General features: G+C 31.6%; 18 protein-coding genes. 17 read left to right on the top strand and 1 reads right to left on the bottom strand.

The features are described 5' to 3' along the window. Positions 1 to 149: 149 nt before the first annotated feature. A complete protein-coding gene (locus CLOBL_RS09155) occupies positions 150 to 746 on the bottom strand; it encodes a cell wall hydrolase (protein WP_077858737.1) in 597 nt (198 codons plus the stop codon). A 239-nt stretch (positions 747 to 985) separates the two neighbouring features. Here CLOBL_RS09155 and cdaA point away from each other — a divergent pair, with 239 nt between their 5' ends. The 17 genes from cdaA to leuB all read left to right on the top strand — a co-directional run bounded on the left by cdaA (position 986) and on the right by leuB (position 19,104). Then, positions 986 to 1,837, top strand: a complete 852-nt coding sequence (gene cdaA, locus CLOBL_RS09150; protein ID WP_077858736.1) for a diadenylate cyclase CdaA — start codon at positions 986 to 988, stop codon at positions 1,835 to 1,837. Further along, positions 1,810 to 3,030 (top strand): CdaR family protein, encoded by a 1,221-nt coding sequence (locus CLOBL_RS09145; protein WP_077858735.1) that lies wholly within the window; start codon positions 1,810 to 1,812, stop codon positions 3,028 to 3,030. Before cdaA ends, CLOBL_RS09145 begins: the two co-directional genes overlap by 28 nt. A 140-nt stretch (positions 3,031 to 3,170) precedes the next feature. Then, entirely contained in the window at positions 3,171 to 4,769 is a 1,599-nt protein-coding gene (locus tag CLOBL_RS09140) for an FAD-dependent protein (RefSeq protein WP_077858734.1), read from the top strand. 345 nt (positions 4,770 to 5,114) lie between these two features. Further along, positions 5,115 to 6,023, top strand: a complete 909-nt coding sequence (ptb, locus tag CLOBL_RS09135) for a phosphate butyryltransferase (protein ID WP_077858733.1) — start codon at positions 5,115 to 5,117, stop codon at positions 6,021 to 6,023. Positions 6,024 to 6,127: 104 nt separating this feature from the next. Further along, entirely contained in the window at positions 6,128 to 7,195 is a 1,068-nt protein-coding gene (gene buk / locus CLOBL_RS09130) for a butyrate kinase (RefSeq protein ID WP_077858732.1), read from the top strand. 254 nt (positions 7,196 to 7,449) lie between these two features. Next, positions 7,450 to 7,923, top strand: coding sequence for an HD domain-containing protein (locus tag CLOBL_RS09125; RefSeq protein WP_077858731.1), 474 nt, complete (start codon positions 7,450 to 7,452; stop codon positions 7,921 to 7,923). 15 nt (positions 7,924 to 7,938) lie between these two features. After that, on the top strand, positions 7,939 to 8,751 hold the full coding sequence (folP, locus tag CLOBL_RS09120; protein ID WP_077858730.1) for a dihydropteroate synthase: 813 nt from the start codon (positions 7,939 to 7,941) through the stop codon (positions 8,749 to 8,751). A gap of 99 nt (positions 8,752 to 8,850) precedes the next feature. After that, positions 8,851 to 9,672, top strand: a complete 822-nt coding sequence (gene folK, locus CLOBL_RS09115; RefSeq protein ID WP_077858729.1) for a 2-amino-4-hydroxy-6-hydroxymethyldihydropteridine diphosphokinase — start codon at positions 8,851 to 8,853, stop codon at positions 9,670 to 9,672. Positions 9,673 to 9,705: 33 nt separating this feature from the next. Then, entirely contained in the window at positions 9,706 to 10,542 is an 837-nt protein-coding gene (locus CLOBL_RS09110) for an AIM24 family protein (RefSeq protein WP_009167901.1), read from the top strand. A gap of 83 nt (positions 10,543 to 10,625) precedes the next feature. After that, positions 10,626 to 10,934 carry a YerC/YecD family TrpR-related protein gene (locus CLOBL_RS09105; protein ID WP_009167902.1) on the top strand — a complete coding sequence of 103 codons (309 nt, stop codon included), beginning with the start codon at positions 10,626 to 10,628 and terminating at the stop codon, positions 10,932 to 10,934. A 264-nt stretch (positions 10,935 to 11,198) separates the two neighbouring features. After that, positions 11,199 to 12,545: a phosphoglucosamine mutase gene (glmM, locus tag CLOBL_RS09100; RefSeq protein ID WP_077858728.1), complete on the top strand. Its 1,347-nt coding sequence runs from the start codon at positions 11,199 to 11,201 to the stop codon at positions 12,543 to 12,545. A 333-nt stretch (positions 12,546 to 12,878) separates the two neighbouring features. Then, positions 12,879 to 13,304 carry a hypothetical protein gene (locus tag CLOBL_RS09095; RefSeq protein WP_009167904.1) on the top strand — a complete coding sequence of 142 codons (426 nt, stop codon included), beginning with the start codon at positions 12,879 to 12,881 and terminating at the stop codon, positions 13,302 to 13,304. 568 nt (positions 13,305 to 13,872) lie between these two features. Next, positions 13,873 to 14,382 (top strand): acetolactate synthase small subunit, encoded by a 510-nt coding sequence (gene ilvN / locus CLOBL_RS09090; RefSeq protein ID WP_077858727.1) that lies wholly within the window; start codon positions 13,873 to 13,875, stop codon positions 14,380 to 14,382. Between the two features lie 54 nt (positions 14,383 to 14,436). Continuing rightward, positions 14,437 to 16,032, top strand: coding sequence for a citramalate synthase (gene cimA / locus CLOBL_RS09085; RefSeq protein ID WP_077858726.1), 1,596 nt, complete (start codon positions 14,437 to 14,439; stop codon positions 16,030 to 16,032). Positions 16,033 to 16,046: 14 nt separating this feature from the next. Next, positions 16,047 to 17,306: a 3-isopropylmalate dehydratase large subunit gene (gene leuC / locus CLOBL_RS09080; protein ID WP_077858725.1), complete on the top strand. Its 1,260-nt coding sequence runs from the start codon at positions 16,047 to 16,049 to the stop codon at positions 17,304 to 17,306. A gap of 13 nt (positions 17,307 to 17,319) precedes the next feature. After that, entirely contained in the window at positions 17,320 to 17,805 is a 486-nt protein-coding gene (gene leuD / locus CLOBL_RS09075; RefSeq protein ID WP_077858724.1) for a 3-isopropylmalate dehydratase small subunit, read from the top strand. A gap of 225 nt (positions 17,806 to 18,030) precedes the next feature. Beyond that, positions 18,031 to 19,104: a 3-isopropylmalate dehydrogenase gene (gene leuB / locus CLOBL_RS09070; protein ID WP_009167909.1), complete on the top strand. Its 1,074-nt coding sequence runs from the start codon at positions 18,031 to 18,033 to the stop codon at positions 19,102 to 19,104. The last annotated feature ends 33 nt before the right edge of the window (positions 19,105 to 19,137 follow it).

Genomic DNA, 19,137 nt, shown 5'->3' with positions numbered 1-19,137 from the left:
TACTCAGCAAGCGTAGCGAGTCGAGCTTCCTCTAATGGAAAATAGGCTGGCAAATTGACTTGTTATTTATTTGATGGTGCCTAAAAATAAGAAACAGGAGCTAAATCAAATTTTTGATATAACTCCTGATTTTTTTACGATATTTAAAACTAAGCTTTTACTTTGAAGAAAGTATGATGTCCTATGGTTGTTTCATTGATTTTTTGAGTTTCTTTCATCCAGTTACATGTTGCTATGGCTGGATTATAAAAGAACAGGGCATCATTTGTTGGATCAATACCTCTAATTGCATCGTATACTGCATCATAACAATCTTGGTCTGCACTAGCATTTATTTGACCATTTTTAACACAGGAAAATGCATTTTTTTGGAAAATAACTTCTTTTATAGTGTTTGGAAAATGAGGGTCAATGGTACGATTTAATACCACAGAAGCTACAGCCACCTTTCCTGCATATGGTTCACCACGACTTTCGGCAGAAACAACCTTTGCCATTAAATCTATATCTTCACCCGTTATATATAATTTTTGAGTATCATGATTAAATACTTGTAGAACTTCATCACGATTTTCTCTGAATTGTGAATTAGCGTTTATGTTATTTTCAGTAGTTTTCTCATTTATTTGGACATTCTTAGTTTCACTACAAGTTTCACCTAATGTTTTGGCGAAAGTTGGATTTACATTAATAACGGAAAGATATAGTATTAAAGCAATTACAAAAATACTATATTTCTTTTTCATAAAAAACCTCCTTCGGTATAGTGCAACAAGTAATATTATTGCCAAAGAAAGTAATTATATACACTATTTATTTTTATAATCATTTATAGGGTTTTCTAACGATATTAAACTAGAAAAGCCAGAAGAATTAATAAAAAATTATTATAAAAATAATTAAAAAGTAATAAAATTATAATACTCTATATGTGTATGAGTATAGCATTTGTTGTATAATTTTAATTAGAAGAGAGGTGAGACATTTGAATGAACTTTTATCGATGCTAGTACAAAGTTTTTCTAATATGTCAATATGGTCTGTATTGGATATATTAGTTGTATCTTTCATATTCTATAAAGGATATATGTTAATAAAAGAAACAAGAGCAGAACAATTATTAAAAGGAATATTGTTAATAATAGCACTTATTCCAATTAGCTATTTATTAAGATTAGATATGTTATATTTTATATTAAATAAAACATTAACTATCGGGGTATTATCTGTAGTCATAATTTTTCAACCGGAAATTAGAAGAGCTTTAGAACATCTAGGAAGAAGTGCTTTTGATGATAAACACTATCAAAACAATAAGGAAGCTTTTAATTCTACAATCAACGAAATTGCAATAGCTGTACAAAATTTATCCGAAAGCAAAACAGGCGCATTAATTGTAATGGAGCAGAGTACAGGTCTGAATGAAATAATTGGGCAGGGAACATTATTGGATGCTAACGTAACTTCAAATCTTTTAGAAAATATATTTGTAGTCAATACACCACTTCATGATGGAGCAACAATAATAAGGAATAATAGAATTCTAGCATCAGGATGTGTCTTGCCGTTAACGGATAACAATACAATTAGCAAGAAACTAGGAACTAGGCATAGAGCTGCAATGGGATTGTCAGAAGTATCAGATGCATTGGTCGTAATTGTGTCTGAAGAGACAGGAGTCATATCATTAGCTATCAATGGAAGGATTACAAGAGGCTATGATAAAGATAGATTAAAAATTGTATTAACTAAAATAATAGAAAATAGAAATGAAAAGAAGGTAAAATCAGCAGGAGAGAGGGTTAGGTCATGGATAAGAGTGAAAACAGAACGTTAATAGTCAAGATTGTATGCTTACTATTATCATTAGGTTTATGGCTATATGTCTCAAATGTTGAGAATCCGCTTAGAACATATGACCTGAAAAATGTTCCTGTAGAACTAATTAATGAGGATTCATTAACGGATTCAAAACTTGCAATTGCAGATAAGCAGCAATTTACGGTGGATTTAAAGTTAGAAGGCCCATCGAGTGAAATGATAAAAGTAAAAAAAGAGGACTTTAAAATAGTAGCCGATATGTCAGCTTATGCGTTAAAAACAGGAGATAATACTATACCAGTTCAAGTTGTAAGCGCCCCTGAAAATATAGATATAAAGAATAATGGCTTTTTGGGTGTTAAAGTAAGTTTAGAAGAGCTGGTTCAAAAGGATATACCAATAAAGTCAAATATAAAAGTTTCATATAAAGAAAATATTTATGAGAAGGGACAATCAATAAGCCCTCAAACTGTAACTGTAAAAGGAGGAAAAAGCTCTATAGAAAAAATTGACGCTGCTACCTTAAATGGTGAAGAAAAAGATGTAGATCAGAATATGGAGAAGGATTATGATATAAAATTTGTAGATTCATCAGGTAATGAAATTAGCAATGTTCAATCTAATGTTCAAACTGCAAAGTTATCTATCACAGTAACAAATGGAAAGTCTGTGCCAATAAGTTTAATAACTTCAGGTAGTGTTCCTCAAGGATTTACTTTTGGAGGATATGAACTGAGCCAAAACTATGTAAATGTCCTTGGAGATATTCAAAACTTAAACAAAGTAAAAGCCATAGATACTGAACCTGTGGATATGTCAGCATTACAAGCTGATAGTGAAATGGATGTTAAGCTTAACCTGCCGGATGGAATTTCCGTTCTGAACAATGAAAATACAGTTAAAGTTAAATTTAAAGTAACAAAGGAAGAAAATACAACAAAGAATTTAGTGTGCAACGTTCAATACAAAAACTTAAATGATGCACTTTCAGTAGAAACACAGAATTTAACAACAAATGTAAAGGTGACAGGAAGTCAGGATGCATTAGATAAAGTAGCAACTCAGAATATAAATGTTATATTGGATTTATCGAAAGTACAAGCGGAAGGAACTTTTGATTATACGCCACAAGCGACACTTGTTGGAGCTGATAATGTAACAATATCAGAGGTTGGAAGTGTTCATATAGTAGTTAAAAAGAAAGAATAATAAAAAAATCACAGTATAATGAGTACTGTGATTTTTTATGATATAATTTTTTTAACTTAGTTTGGAGTAGTTCAATGAAGGATATAATAAGTACAAAGCGAAATCATGCTTTGACTTTGAAAGGATATGGTGAATAAATTTTGGCTATAAGGATAAATAATATAAATTTAGGTTTAGACGATGAATTAGAAGTTCTAGAAAAGAAGGTTTGTAAAAGGTTAAATGTATCTAATGGAAATATTAATAAAATAAGTATAATAAAAAGAAGCATAGATGCAAGGAAAAAGAATGATATAAAATTTAATTATAGTGTTGATGTATTCTGCGAAAAAGAAAAAAAGATATTATCTAAAATTCATGATAAAGATATAAAACTTGAAGAAGTCAAGGAAATAGAAACTATAAAGTCAGGAACACAAAAACTTAATTTTAGACCAGTAGTAGTAGGGTTTGGGCCAGCAGGAATTTTTGCTGCATTAACTTTAGCAAGACAGGGATATAAGCCAATTGTGTATGAACGTGGGGAAGATGTGGATAAAAGAACAGAGACTGTGGAAAAGTTTTGGAGTACTGGAGAGCTTAATCTGGAATCTAATGTTCAATTTGGCGAAGGTGGAGCAGGTACATTCTCAGACGGAAAGCTTACCACAAGAATTAAAGATCATAGATGTGCATTTGTACTTGATGAACTGATAAAGGCAGGAGCACCATTAGAAATTAAGTATGAGAGTAAAGCTCATGTAGGGACTGATTTATTAAAAGGTGTAGTTAAGAATATAAGAGAAGAAATTAAAAATCTTGGAGGCGAGGTTAATTTCAATTCCAAGTTAGAGAGAATAACATATGAGAACGGTAAATTAAAAAGCATAATAGTTAATGGAAAAGAAATTTCCTGTGAGGCATTAGTGCTTGCAATAGGCCACAGTTCAAGGGACACATATGAAATGTTATATAAAGAAAAAGTTTCAATGGATGCGAAAGCATTTGCAATAGGAGTAAGAATTGAACATCCTCAGGAATTGATAAATATTAGTCAATATGGAGAGAGTCACGATCATCCGAAATTACATGCTGCTGATTATAGACTAACTTACCAAAGTGAGAGATTAGGAAGAGGAATATATTCGTTCTGCATGTGTCCGGGTGGAGTAGTGGTTGCGGCAGCTTCAGAGGAAGGCAGGCTTGTATCAAATGGCATGAGTTATCATGCAAGAGACTTAAAAAATGCTAATTCAGCATTAGTAGTAACTGTTTCACCAGAGGATTTTGAAGGAAATTCTCCTCTCAGAGGAATGGAATTTCAAAGATATTATGAAAACTTAGCATTTAAATTAGGTGGTGGAAAGTATAAGGCACCAGTGCAGCTAGTAGGGGACTTTATGAAAGATAGAGTATCAAGTAAGTTAGGCCAGGTTGTACCGAGTTATACTGCAGGATATGAATTTAAAGAGTTAAAGAAGTGTTTACCGGATTACGTTGTTGAAGCACTTAAAGAAGGAATTGTAAATTTTGATAAAAAGATAAAGGGCTATGCGAGAGAAGATGCAGTTTTAACGGGTATAGAGACTAGAACATCAGCGCCAGTTAGGCTCAATAGAAATGAAAAACTTGAAAGCATAAATGTATGTGGGCTCTATCCAACAGGAGAAGGTGCTGGATTTGCAGGAGGAATAATTTCAGCAGCTGTAGATGGTATAAAGGTTGCAGAACATATAATTCAAAAATTCTATGTATTGTAACTAATAAATTAAGTAATAATTAAAAATAATGGACTAATACAATTGTCTGTTATTTTTTTATATAATATGATTAAATTTTGTAAAATTACTTGATTTACAATAAATATGCATTTAAATTGAGTTTTTTTAATGCATATAAGAAAAATCATGACTTATAATATAATTTATATTAAAAAAAATTTCTATAAAATAATAAAAACAATTTTCTGAAAATTTAACATTTACAATTATTTTTTGTTACAATGATAGATGAAAGAAATTCTTATACCAGTGATTGACAGAAATTTAACAAGATAATTAAATTAATAACAAGCAAAAATAGTATGAAATGTAAGAGGTGTAAAGATGAGTAAAAATTTTGACGATTTACTATCACGACTAAAGGAAGTTCCAATCAAGAAAGTTGCTGTAGCAGTGGCACAAGATGAGCCGGTTTTAGAAGCTATTAAAGAGGCTACAGAAAATAATATAGCAGAGGCGATATTAGTTGGAGATAAGCAACAAATACACGAAATTGCTAAAAAGATAGACTTAGATTTATCAGACTATGAAATAATGGATATTAAAGATCCAAAGAAAGCTACATTAGAAGCAGTAAAGTTAGTTTCAAGTGGGCATGCAGATATGCTTATGAAGGGATTAGTGGATACAGCTACATTTTTAAGAAGCGTATTAAATAAAGAAGTAGGACTTAGAACAGGAAAATTAATGTCACATGTTGCAGTTTTTGATATAGAAGGATGGGATAAATTATTATTCTTAACTGATGCAGCATTTAACACATACCCAGAACTTAAGGATAAAGCAGGTATGATAAATAATGCAGTAGTAGTTGCACATTCATGTGGAATAGAAATTCCTAATGTAGCAGTTGTATGTCCAGTTGAAGTTGTAAATGAAAATATGTCATCAACAGTTGATGCTGCATTATTAGCAAAAATGAGTGACAGAGGACAATTTAAAGGATGCGTTGTTGACGGACCTTTTGCATTAGATAATGCTATATCAGAAGAAGCAGCTCACCATAAAGGTGTTAAAGGTGAAGTTGCAGGTAAAGCAGATATACTATTATTACCAAATATTGAAACAGCAAATGTAATGTATAAAACACTAACATACTTCTCTAAATCAAGGAATGGTGGACTTCTAGTAGGTACTTCAGCACCAGTTATCTTAACCTCAAGAGCGGATTCTTTTGAAACAAAAGTTAATTCAATAGCTCTAGCAGCATTAGTTGCAGCAAAAAATAAGTAATTAAGCAGTTAATAAACCATAAAGGGCGATTAAAAATTAAATTTATAATAATTTATTTTATTATTACTGCATTCTAAATGCATTAAATCAGAGGGGGATTCAAAATGTCATATAAGCTGTTAATAATTAATCCAGGTTCAACATCAACAAAGATTGGTGTTTATGAAAATGAAAAGGAACTATTTGAGGAAACATTAAGACACACAAATGAGGAAATAAAGAGATATGAAACAATATATGATCAATTTGGATTTAGAAAAGAGGTTATTTTAAATGTTCTTAAGGAGAAAAACTTTGATATAAGAACTTTAAGTGCTGTTGTTGGCAGAGGAGGAATGCTTAAACCTGTAGAAGGCGGAACATATGCTGTTAATGATGCAATGGTAGAAGATTTAAAGGTTGGAGTTCAAGGACCTCATGCTTCAAATCTTGGTGGAATCATTGCTAAGTCAATAGGAGATGAATTAAACATACCTTCCTATATAGTAGACCCAGTTGTTACAGATGAATTAGCTGATGTAGCAAGATTATCAGGAGTACCAGAGCTTCCAAGAAAGAGTAAATTCCATGCATTAAACCAAAAAGCAGTAGCTAAAAGATATGGTAAAGAAACTGGAAAAGGATATGAAAATCTAAATTTAGTTGTTGTACATATGGGTGGTGGAGTTTCAGTTGGAGCTCATAAGCATGGTAAAGTTGTTGATGTTAACAATGCTTTAGATGGAGATGGTCCATTTTCACCAGAAAGAGCTGGATCAGTTCCAATTGGTGATTTAATAAAAATGTGTTTTAGTGGAAAATATAGTGAAGCAGAAGTATATGGCAAGACAGTTGGAAAAGGCGGATTTGTCGGATACTTAAATACAAATGATGTAAAAGGTGTTATAGATAAAATGGAAGCCGGAGATAAAGAATGCGAGAAAATTTATAAAGCATTTGTTTATCAAATTTCAAAAGCAATAGGAGAAATGTCAGTAGTATTAGAGGGGAAAGTAGATCAAATTATCTTTACAGGAGGAATAGCATATTCGCCAACTCTTGTACCAGATCTTAAAGCAAAGGTTGACTGGATTGCGCCAGTAACAGTTTACCCAGGAGAAGATGAGCTATTAGCATTAGCTCAAGGTGCTATAAGAGTACTTGATGGAGAAGAACAAGCTAAAGTTTATTAAAATGTAGAGGGAACATCTTGAGATGACTTTTAAGTTATTTCAAGATGTTTTTTTGTTATTAAGAAATGTTACATCTAGTGATAGAGCCACTTGGATGTAAGAATCTCTCAAGATAAAGTATTATCTACAACATAAATAAAAATTTGTCTATTTGTACCTTAAAATCATGAGCAAATGATATAATAATAAATAATCATATGATGATTATAAGTATATAGATTAGTAAATATGAAAGCTGTTGGGGTAAAAAATATATGGAGAGATTCAACTGTATCTTAAATGATGAAAAATATATACACTATTTAAAGAAAAATAAAAAGCTTGAGAAGGGTAGAAAGTTTTGCAAGCATAATCTAAAACATTTTTTAGATGTGGCAAGAATTGCATATTTGATAAATTTGGAGGAAAGTTTGGGCTTTGAAAGAGAAATTATATATACAACTGCAATTTTACATGATATAGGAAAATCATTTCAATATGAAGATGGAATTCCACATGAAATGGCTTCGTGGGAAATTGCAAAAACAATTTTAGAGGATTATAAATTTAATGACGAAGAAATTGAATTGATAAAGCAAGGAATATTAGGACATAGAAATAAGAAGAGTAAAGGATTTTCTTTGCTTATATATAGAGCAGATAAACTTTCAAGACAGTGTATTACATGTAAGGCATTAACTGAATGTAATTGGAGCGATGAAAAAAAGAATTTGAAGATATACTATTAGGAGGCATTAGTTGTAATGAAAATAGGGAATAAGGAATTTAAAATTAGTGAAAGAACATATATTATGGGAATTTTAAATTTTACACCGGATTCTTTTTCTGATGGTGGAAAATTTAATGATATAGATGCAGCTATAGTGCATGTTAAACAGATGATAGAAAATGGTGCTGATATAATAGATATAGGAGGAGAATCCACAAGGCCCAATCACACACCAGTAGAAGAAGATGAAGAAATAAGCAGGGTTATTCCTATAATAAAGGCTATAAGAGAAAATTTCGATATTCCTATATCTATAGATACATATAAAGCAAAGGTGGCTGAAAAAGCTATAGAAGCAGGAGCTAATCTTATTAATGATGTATGGGGATTTAAGAAAGAAAAAGATATAGCAAAAGTTGCAGCTAAATATAATGTTCCTTGCTGTTTAATGCATAACAGAGAAAATAAGGATTACAAAAATTTAATGGACGATATACTAGAAGATTTGAAAGAAAGCATAAAAATAGCTAAGGATGCAGGGGTAAAAGATGAAAATATAATATTAGATCCAGGAATAGGTTTTGCAAAGACTTATGAGCAAAATTTAGAAACTATGAATAATTTAGAGCGGCTTAAAGAATTGGGATATCCAATACTTCTTGGAACATCAAGAAAGTCTATGATAGGTCTTGCATTGGACCTAACGGTAGAGCAAAGAGTAGAAGGAACAGTTGCGACAACTGTAATTGGAATAATGAAAGACGCCTGTGATTTTGTAAGAGTTCACGATGTGTTAGAAAATTCAAGGGCAGCAAAGATGACTGATGCAATAATAAGGCGAAATTAAAAAATAATAGACAAATAGTTAGCATGTTTTAGGTTATGCAGTGCTGCATGTTTGGATTAGTGTTTTTTTATAGGCATAAGAGGATAGGATGGATAAATTATGGATAAAATGTATATAAAAGACTTAGAATTATTTGCTTTTCATGGAGTTTTTGAAGAAGAGAAAAGACTGGGACAGAAATTTATACTATCGTTAGAGATAGATTTAGATTTAAAATCCGCAGGAAAAACTGGAGATTTGCTTAAATCAGTCCATTATGGTGAATTATGCGACAAAATTGAAGAAGAATTTAAGAGGGATAGCCATGAACTTATAGAAACTGCAGCTTTAAATTTAGCAGATTTTATTCTGAGCGAATATAAGGTAATATATGGTGTTAAAGTATTTTTAAAAAAGCCGTGGGCGCCAATAAAAAAGCATTTAGATACTGTAGAAATAATGATTGAAAGAAAAAGACATAAGGCATATATAGGACTGGGATCTAATATTGGAGATAAAGAAAATTATTTAAAAGAAGCAATTAATAGGATATGTGCAGAAAAAAATGTTGAAATTAAAAAAAAATCGTCATTTATAGTAACAAAACCATGGGGATATTTAGATCAAGAAGATTTCTTAAATGCAGTGGTGGAGATAGAAACAATACTTGAAGCTGAAGAACTTATGGATTTATTGCTTGAAATTGAGTTGGAGTTTGATAGAAAAAGAGAAATAAAGTGGGGGCCTAGAACTATTGATTTAGACATTATTATGTATGATGAATTAATATCTTCTAATGAAAAGGTAATTCTTCCTCATCCTAGAATGCATGAAAGAGAATTTGTATTAAAGCCGCTAAATGAAATAGCACCATACCTTATGCATCCTGTACTTAATAAAAGAATATTTACATTGCTAGAAGAATTAAGTTCAAATAATTAATAAAATAATATGTTATAAGATGGGAGTGATTTTATGAGGAGTTCACTGAAATTTACAAATAAGTTAAGTATGTTATCAGAAATGGAGGGAGAATCTAAATTTCAAATATTAGAATATGAGAATTTAGACGGGGCTACAGATGTTCAAACTGCCTTTGGAATTAATGTGATTAGACAAAGTGGAGTCAAACTAAAGCAAATAAGAATAATAATAAATGAAAGTTCAGTAAAACTAGAGCCGGGTACTTTGAGTTATATGAAGGGTGATATAGACATAAGAAGTAAATCAGGTGGACTTATAGGATTTGGGAAAAAAATAATATCAAGCAAGTTAACTGGAGAGACTGCATTCAAGCCAGTATATAGTGGGAGTGGAGAAATATTTTTAGAACCATCTTTTGATCATTTTGCACTTATAGAACTAGAAGATGATGAAATAATAGTAAGTGATGATATGTTCTGTGCATGCGAAGAGAGCATAGAGATTAATGCAACAATGCAAAAAACTTTTTCAGCAGCCCTTTTAGGAAGTGACGGTTTATATCAAACAAGGCTAGAAGGATATGGAATAGTTGCACTTAGGGTTCCAGTTCCAGAAAGTGAAATATTTAAATGCGTATTAATTAATGATACATTAAGAGTAGATGGAAATTTTGCGATTTTAAGGACTGGAAATATTGAGTTTTCAATAGAGAAATCATCAAAATCCCTTATTGGAACTGCCGTCAGTGGAGAAGGACTAGTTAGCGTGTACAGAGGTACAGGTGAAGTTTGGCTGGTACCAACCAAAAATATATATAAAGATTTAAGATTAAAAGAAGCAAACTTAGAAAATAAGTTTTCGTCTGAAGTTATTGAAGAAGATGAATAATGAACTCTAGCATACTAAAGTTGTAAAGTATGCTATAATAAGTATGATTAAGTATATTTATGATTATACTGCGAGGTGATAAGGTGAGTTCTTTAGAATCCAAAATTAAAAGCAAGGAATTAGATTTATTTTTTAAAGGAATTTTAGAATTGAAAGATATAGATGAATGTTATAAGTTTTTTGAAGATGTGGCAACTATAAATGAAGTTAAGGCATTGGCGCAAAGATTACATGTAGCAGAATTACTTAAGGCTAAAAAAACTTATTCGGAAATAGCAGAAATTACTGGTGCGAGTACAGCCACTATTAGTAGAGTAAATAGGTGCTTAAATTATGGTAGTGATGGTTATAAAATGGTACTGGAAAGATTAGAAAGTGGAAAAATAGACTAATATAAGTAAATATTGAAGATTTCATTTGCATATAAAATCGAAAAATAATAGAAAGCCCGAAAGACATGATTGTAAATAGGGCTTAAAAATATTATACTATTTAAGGTGAGCCATTTAGACAGTTATGAGTTAAGGGGTATGAGTTTGGGATAAAACTCATATGCGGATTTAAAAAAGTTCTATTTATGAAAAGTCGTAAGTTTTTTGGTCACAACTGTAAATTAATTAAGTGGTTATAACAGAATAAAAAAGTGAGGTAAAATTATGGGTAGAATGTTTGGAACTGATGGCGTTAGAGGAGTTGCAAATACAGAATTAACAGCAAGAACTGCATATAACCTTGGAAGAGCAGGGGCATATGTTTTAACAGAAGCAGCTCATAAGCCTAAGATATTAGTTGCAAAAGATACAAGAATATCTGGAGATATGTTGGAATCAGCATTAATAGCAGGAATATTATCAGTTGGAGCCGAGGCAGTAGTGCTTGGGGTAGTACCAACACCAGCTGTTGCATATTTAACAAGAAAATATGGAGCTGATGCAGGTGTTATGATTTCTGCATCACATAATCCAGTAGAATATAATGGCATAAAATTCTTTGATGATAAAGGATACAAGCTTTCAGACGATTTAGAGGATGAGATTCAAAGAGTTATTGAAAGTGATTTTGAAGGTGTACCAAGTCCAGTTGGAATAGATCTTGGAAGAGAGACAATTGAAGTATCCGCTTTAGATGATTATATAGAATTTGCTAAGGAAACTATACCTTATAATTTAAAGGGATTAAAAATAGCTTTAGACTGTGCAAATGGAGCTTCATATAAATCATCAGTAAAGGCATTTAGAGAATTAGGTGCAGATGTATTTGTAATAAACGATAATCCTGATGGGACAAACATAAATGAAAATTGTGGATCAACACATCCAGAAGAATTAATGGATTATGTAGTCAAGAAGAAGTGCGATTTAGGATTTGCGTTTGATGGAGATGCGGATAGATGTTTGGCCGTTGATGAAAAAGGTAATTTAATAAATGGCGATTTTATATTAATGTTATGTGCTAAGTATTTAAAAGAACTTGGAAAGCTAAAAGATGATACTTTAGTAGTAACTGTAATGAGTAATCTTGGATTAGACATTGCATGTAAAAGAGAAGGGATAAATCTTGTAAAAACTAGTGTTGGAGATAGATACGTCTTAGAAGAAATGGTTAAAAATAGATATGTTTTAGGTGGAGAACAATCAGGACATGTTATATTCTTAGACTATAATTCAACAGGAGATGGTTTAGTTACAGCACTTCAAATTGCAAGTATAGTTAAGAAGAAAGAAAAGCCTTTATCAGAGCTATGTTCAATAATGAAAGAATTACCACAAGTATTGGCAAATGCGACAATACCAAATGACAAGAAAAACCTATATTTAACAGATGATGAAATACAAGGTGAAATAAAGAAAATAGAAGACGCTTTAAATGGTGTTGGAAGAGTTCTTATAAGACCATCTGGAACAGAACCATTAGTTAGAGTAATGCTTGAAGGTGAAGATCAAGCAGAAATAGATAAGATGGCTCATAGTTTAGCAAATTTAATTGAAAAGAAATACAATTAATTATATATTAATTAAATAAAGCTTTATAATAGCAGAGTGTAAAAAGGAGTTTGGAGTAGACTCCTTTTTATACTCTGCTATTATAATTTTATAGATTTCAAAATTAAGAAATAACATTTAGGTGAGTTTTTAAATTTATAGTTCTTATGCCACTGTATATATCAAACTCTCTACTTGGATATTTATAAATGAAAGATGTAAATATAGTTTAAGTCATGTATTTTTAAAATAAATCTTTCAAGACTACATTACAGTTATTAATGCATAACAAATGATTAATAAGGGGATAAATAAAATAATAAACAATGAGTTTGCAAAAGAGGAGGAAATTATATGGATAAAGAACCTTATAACGAGTACTTAGTAGTTATGCCAACAGGTAATTGTAAAGGCTTTAATGATATAGAGGGAGCAAAGGCATATATAAACATATATTATGAATGGCGGTTTGATGATGTAATTCATAAAGATGGATTTGTTGATGCGACAGAAATTGGAGGAGATCAGCCTAGATTTGAGGTATTTACTCAATTAGGAGCAGAAGAAGGAGCAAAATGCGAAATATATAAGACAGAAGCATTTATTGAAGCAATTAATAAAGATTTGATTTTCGAGGAAGATAAAGAAGAAATAATTTCTAAACTATGTGAAGCAAAAGTAAATTTTAATATATATGAGTATGGTTTAGATGAAATTTTAGCAGATGTTCAAGAAGTCGAGAGTATGGAGGATTTTGGAGATCATCTCAGCAAATTATAGGAATTAATTTCTATTACTTTAAATTAATAGAATAAGGAGAAAAAATTAAGATTATTAATTATTAACTTTAAAAAACTTTATATAATTAATTTAAAAATAAAAATGATGATAATTTGATAAAAAAACAATACATATATTGAAAAATAAGCAATTTATATAAGCTTAAAATTATCAAAAAAAAGAGAATGAAAAATATATTACTAAAATATTGACAATAGTAAAAACCCAGAGTAAAATTTAGTCTAACAAGAAAATTGAATAGGTCCTTAGGTTATTAAATGCTGAGATGGAGACAATTGTTTTGCAGATAAGTTGCAGAGAGTCGATGGTTGGTGAGAATCGATACTTTAGCTTTATAATTATCACTCCTGAGCAGAATCCAGAAAGAAAAAATATTTTTCGAGTAAAAGATGTCCGGTGTGCATCCGTTATATGCAAGGGTTTGTTAGAACCTAGTGATATTATATAAGGCGGAATATTATCCCACTTCTTATGATTTATATCATTAAGGGTGGATTTTTTTAACCATTTTTAGGGCATATAATAAAAAATATCTAGGGGGAAGTTTATGGAAAAGCATGTGCTATCTGTTCTAGTAAAGAATTCATCAGGTGTTTTGAGTAGAGTTAGCGGACTGTTTTCAAGGCGTGGATATAATATTGATAGCTTAACAGTTGGTAGAACTGAAGATCCTTTAATTTCAAGAATGACAATAACGCTTATGGATGATGATAATGTATTAGAGCAAGTAAAAAAGCAATTAAGTAAGTTAGAGGATGTAATACGAGTCATTAACTTTAAAGCAAATGAATCAGTTTACAGAGAATTAGTGCTCATTAAAGTAAGAGCAAATGCAGAAAGCAGGGCAGCGATAAATGAAACGGTAAATATTTTTAGAAGCAAGATAATTGATTTATCTACCGATACGCTGACTATAGAGTTAACTGGGGATGAAGATAAAATATCAGCATTGATAAATTTGATGGAGGAGTATGGTATAGAAGAGCTGGTGAGAACTGGAGTTACAGCACTTCAACGGGGAGAAAAAACCATAAAAAATTCTATTGAAAGTTATTAGTGCAAAGTGAATGTAAGCAATGGCAATAAATGATAAAAAGGGGGATAAGAATATATGGTTCAGAATCAGGTAAGGATATTTGATTCTACTTTGAGAGACGGAGCTCAAGGACAAGGAATTTCATTCTCATTAGAAGATAAGCTTAAAATAGTTAGAGCTTTGGATGAGATGAAGATTGATTATATTGAGGCTGGCAACCCTGGATCAAATCCAAAAGATATGGAATTCTTTAAAAGGCTTAAGGATGTGGAACTTAAGACTGCAAAGATAGTAGCTTTTGGATCAACTAGAAGACCTAACATTAATACAGAGGATGATAAAAATCTCAGAGATTTAATGTTATCGGGAGTAGATACAATTGTTATATTCGGAAAGGCATGGGATTTTCAAGTTTTAGATATAATCAAAACTTCTTTGGATGAGAATATTGAGATGATAAAAAATACAATTAAATATCTCTGTGAAAAAGGGAAAGAAGTAATTTTTGATGCAGAACACTTTTATGACGGATACAAGGCAAATAAGGAGTACGCAATTGCAACCCTAAAAGCGGCAGAAGAAGCTGGAGCACAAGTAGTTGTATTATGTGATACAAATGGAGGTTCACTGCCTCAAGAGATATATGAGATAACTAAAGAAGTAAAGAAACAAATATCAATAGATATTGGAATTCACAGTCATGATGATATGGGAATGGCAGTAGCAAATTCAGTAATGGCAGTAGAAGCTGGGGCGCTTCAAGTTCAAGGAACATTTATTGGAATTGGTGAAAGATGTGGAAATGCTAATTTAAGTGCAATAATACCTACATTAAAGTTAAAGCTAAAATATGAGGTGTTAAACAATATTGAATTGATAAATTTAACTAAAACAGCCAGATATATTGCTGAAATATGTAATATTACATTAACAGAGCAAAACCCATTTGTAGGAAATTCTGCATTTGCTCATAAAGGCGGAATGCATATAGATGCGGTAACTAAAGACTCAAGATCATATGAGCATATAGAACCAGAAGCAGTTGGAAATAAGAGAAGATTTTTGGTTTCAGAAGTAAGTGGAAAAAGTACAATACTTCAGGAAATTAAAAAAATATTCCCTAATATATCTAAGGATGATGGTTCGGTTCAAAAAATTACAGATAGATTAAAGGAATTGGAATACGAAGGATATCAATTTGAAGGGGCAGAAGGAACCGTAGAATTAGTAATAAGAAAAATCATAGGCAAGTACAAACCTTTTTTCAAATTAAATCATTTTAAAATTATTGGAGAACAACCTTATGGCAGCGAAGATTTCAGCTCAACAGCAGTAATAAATATCACAGTTGATGGACAAAATGAAATGACAGCAGCAGAAGGAGAAGGTCCGGTAAATGCACTAGATAAGGCTATTAGAAAAGCTCTTGAGATCTTTTATCCAGAGCTGAAGCAGGCACGACTTGTAGATTATAAAGTTAGAGTCTTAGATTCAGAAAGTGCAACAGAAGCAAAGGTAAGAGTTTTAATTGAATCAACAGATGGAATTGATACTTGGAGTACTGTTGGGGTATCTCGAGATGTAATTCAAGCTAGCTGGATAGCTTTAGTAGATTCAATAGAATATAAATTAATAAAAGATATTGAAAGAAAAGTAAAAGCATATTTTTAAGGAGATGATTAGAAATGGGAATGACAATGACGCAAAAAATCTTAGCAGCACATGCAGGACTTGAAAGTGTAAAAGCTGGACAATTAATTGAAGCAAACCTTGATTTAGTTTTAGGAAATGATATTACAACTCCAGTAGCTGTAAATGAATTTAAGAAATTTGGAACAGATAAAGTATTTAGTAAAAGTCAAATTGCAATAGTTCCAGATCACTTTACTCCTAATAAAGATATAAAAGCTGCAGAGCAAGTTAAATATATTAGAGAATTCGCTCAAAAGATGGAAATAGAAAATTTCTTTGAAGTTGGAGAAATGGGAATAGAACATTGTTTGCTTCCTGAAAAAGGTCTAGTTGTTGCAGGAAATGTAGTTATAGGAGCTGACTCACATACTTGCACATATGGCGCTCTTGGAGCTTTCTCAACAGGTATAGGATCAACTGATATGGCAGCTGGAATGGCTACAGGAAAGTGCTGGTTTAAAGTACCTTCAGCTTTAAAGTTTGTTCTTAAGAATAAGCCAGCTAAATGGGTAAGCGGAAAAGATGTTATATTGCACATAATCGGTATGATTGGTGTTGATGGGGCATTATATAAATCAATGGAATTTGTAGGTGATGGATTACAATATCTTTCAATGGATGATAGATTTACAATGGCAAATATGGCAATTGAAGCTGGTGGAAAAAATGGAATCTTCCCGGTTGATGATAAAACCGCTCAATATTTAAAGGAACATTCAACTAAAGAATGGACAGCTTACGAAGCAGATGAGGATGCAGAATATGATAAGGTATTTGAGATTGATTTAAGTGCACTAAGGCCAACAGTTTCATTCCCTCACTTACCAGATAACACAAGAACAATTGATGATACTGGAGAAGTAGTAATTGACCAAGTAGTTATAGGGTCATGTACAAATGGTAGAATTTCTGATTTAAGAATAGCCAGAGACATATTAAAAGGAAAGAAAGTTAAAAAAGGAATTAGATGCATAGTTATTCCTGGAACACAAAAGATATATCTACAAGCTTTAGAAGAAGGCATAATAAAAGATTTAGTTGAAGCAGGAGCAGTATTCTCAACACCAACTTGTGGACCATGTTTAGGTGGACATATGGGGATTTTAGCAAAAGGTGAAAGATGTGTATCAACAACAAACAGGAATTTCGTAGGAAGAATGGGGCACGTTGAATCTGAAGTATATCTTGCAAGTCCAGCAGTTGCAGCAGCATCTGCATTAACTGGAAAGATAACTGATCCAGAATTAGTCTAGGAGGTATTTAGTAATGAGCGTAAAAGGTAAAGTATTCAAATATGGGGATAATGTAGATACAGACGTAATAATTCCAGCAAGATATTTAAACACATCAGATGCTAAAGAGCTTGCAGCACATTGTATGGAAGACATAGATGTTGATTTTGTTAAAAATGTAAAAGATGGGGACATAATTGTTGCTAATAAAAACTTCGGATGCGGTTCTTCAAGAGAGCATGCACCACTTGCAATTAAGACTGCTGGAGTAAGTTGCGTTATAGCATCGACTTTTGCAAGAATATTTTATAGAAATGCAATTAACATTGGATTGCCAATCTTAGAATGTGATGAAGCTGTGAAGAGCATTGATGCCGGAGACGAATTAGAAGTTGATTTTTCAACAGGACTTATAAAGAATTTAACAAAGAATCAAGAGTATCAAGGAGAAGCATTCCCAGAATTCATGCAAAAAATTATTGATAATGATGGATTAATTGGGTATATAAGAAATAGATAATCAGAATAATAACTAATAGTATAAATTAAACCAATTAAACAATAAGTAAATAATAAAATGAAAGCAATAAATAATAAGTAATAATAACAGTAAGAATTAAAGTTGGTTAGTTGACAGTTGGGATAATGAATATTATTGAAAATTTAAAGAAATTATAAAGTGATTTTATCCATAACTGTTAACTGAAAATTGTAAACTGTAAACTGATTAAACGGGGGTTTTGTAATGAAATATAATATAGCTGTAATACCAGGAGATGGAATAGGTCCAGAAGTAATAGAAGAAACTACAAAAGTTTTAAAAGTTATTGGTGATAAGTTTGGACATAGATTTGATTACGAATATGTGCTAGCAGGGGGATGCGCTATAGATAAAGAGGGAACACCACTTTCAGATGCATCGTTAGAGATATGTAAGAAAAGTGATGCGGTCTTACTAGGAGCTGTTGGAGGACCAAAATGGGATGTTGGGAAAGTAAGACCAGAACAAGGGTTATTTAAATTAAGAAGTGGAATGAATCTTTATTGTAATTTAAGACCAGCAGTTTTATATGCACCACTAAAAAATGAATCACCGCTTAAAGATAGTATTGTTAAAGATGGAATAGATATCTGTATAGTAAGAGAATTGACTGGTGGTATTTACTTTGGTCAAAGAGGAACAGAAGAAGTTGATGGTGTAAAGAGTGCTTATGATACTGAAAGATATAATGTAAATGAAATAACTAGAATTGCTAAAAGTGGATTTGAAATAGCTATGAAGAGAAACAAAAAGCTTACAAGTGTTGATAAGGCTAATGTTTTAGATAGTTCAAAACTTTGGAGAAGTGTAGTTAACGAAATAGCTAAGGATTATCCAGAAGTAGAAGTAAATCATTTATATGTTGATAATGCAGCAATGCAAATAGTGAGAGATCCAAACCAATTTGATGTAATAGTAACGTCAAATTTATTTGGAGATATCTTATCAGATGAAGCTAGTATGGTTACGGGATCAATAGGATTGTTGCCTTCAGCATCTCTTGGAGACGGAACACTTGGTATGTATGAACCAATTCATGGAAGTGCTCCTGATATAGCAGGGCAAGGAATTGCAAATCCATTAGCAACTATACTTTCAGCAGCAATGATGCTTAGATATAGTTTTTCTTTAGAGGAAGAAGCAAAGGCAATTGAAAACGCAGTATTAGCGGTTCTTGAAGATGGATATAGAACTGGAGATATAATGACAGAAGGTAAGAAAAAAGTTGGAACAGTTGAAATGGGCAAATTAGTTTGTGAAAAATTACAAGCAAAATAATTATAATTCCAGTTTTCAATGTGCGATGCGCAA

The organism is Clostridium sp. BL-8 (genome assembly GCF_002006495.1).
Classification (GTDB): Bacteria; Bacillota; Clostridia; order Clostridiales; family Clostridiaceae; genus Clostridium.
The sequence above is the reverse complement of the archived record's forward strand: the minus strand, read 5'-3'. Positions and strand labels throughout refer to the sequence as shown.

Coding starts and splice junctions, on each gene's coding strand:
- CLOBL_RS09155 (WP_077858737.1), bottom strand. CDS start 746: ATGAAAAAGAAATATAGTATTTTTGTAATTGCTTTAATACTATATCTT.
- CLOBL_RS09145 (WP_077858735.1), top strand. CDS start 1,810: ATGGATAAGAGTGAAAACAGAACGTTAATAGTCAAGATTGTATGCTTA.
- ptb (WP_077858733.1), top strand. CDS start 5,115: ATGAGTAAAAATTTTGACGATTTACTATCACGACTAAAGGAAGTTCCA.
- buk (WP_077858732.1), top strand. CDS start 6,128: ATGTCATATAAGCTGTTAATAATTAATCCAGGTTCAACATCAACAAAG.
- CLOBL_RS09125 (WP_077858731.1), top strand. CDS start 7,450: ATGGAGAGATTCAACTGTATCTTAAATGATGAAAAATATATACACTAT.
- folP (WP_077858730.1), top strand. CDS start 7,939: ATGAAAATAGGGAATAAGGAATTTAAAATTAGTGAAAGAACATATATT.
- folK (WP_077858729.1), top strand. CDS start 8,851: ATGGATAAAATGTATATAAAAGACTTAGAATTATTTGCTTTTCATGGA.
- CLOBL_RS09110 (WP_009167901.1), top strand. CDS start 9,706: ATGAGGAGTTCACTGAAATTTACAAATAAGTTAAGTATGTTATCAGAA.
- glmM (WP_077858728.1), top strand. CDS start 11,199: ATGGGTAGAATGTTTGGAACTGATGGCGTTAGAGGAGTTGCAAATACA.
- CLOBL_RS09095 (WP_009167904.1), top strand. CDS start 12,879: ATGGATAAAGAACCTTATAACGAGTACTTAGTAGTTATGCCAACAGGT.
- ilvN (WP_077858727.1), top strand. CDS start 13,873: ATGGAAAAGCATGTGCTATCTGTTCTAGTAAAGAATTCATCAGGTGTT.
- cimA (WP_077858726.1), top strand. CDS start 14,437: ATGGTTCAGAATCAGGTAAGGATATTTGATTCTACTTTGAGAGACGGA.
- leuC (WP_077858725.1), top strand. CDS start 16,047: ATGGGAATGACAATGACGCAAAAAATCTTAGCAGCACATGCAGGACTT.
- leuD (WP_077858724.1), top strand. CDS start 17,320: ATGAGCGTAAAAGGTAAAGTATTCAAATATGGGGATAATGTAGATACA.
- leuB (WP_009167909.1), top strand. CDS start 18,031: ATGAAATATAATATAGCTGTAATACCAGGAGATGGAATAGGTCCAGAA.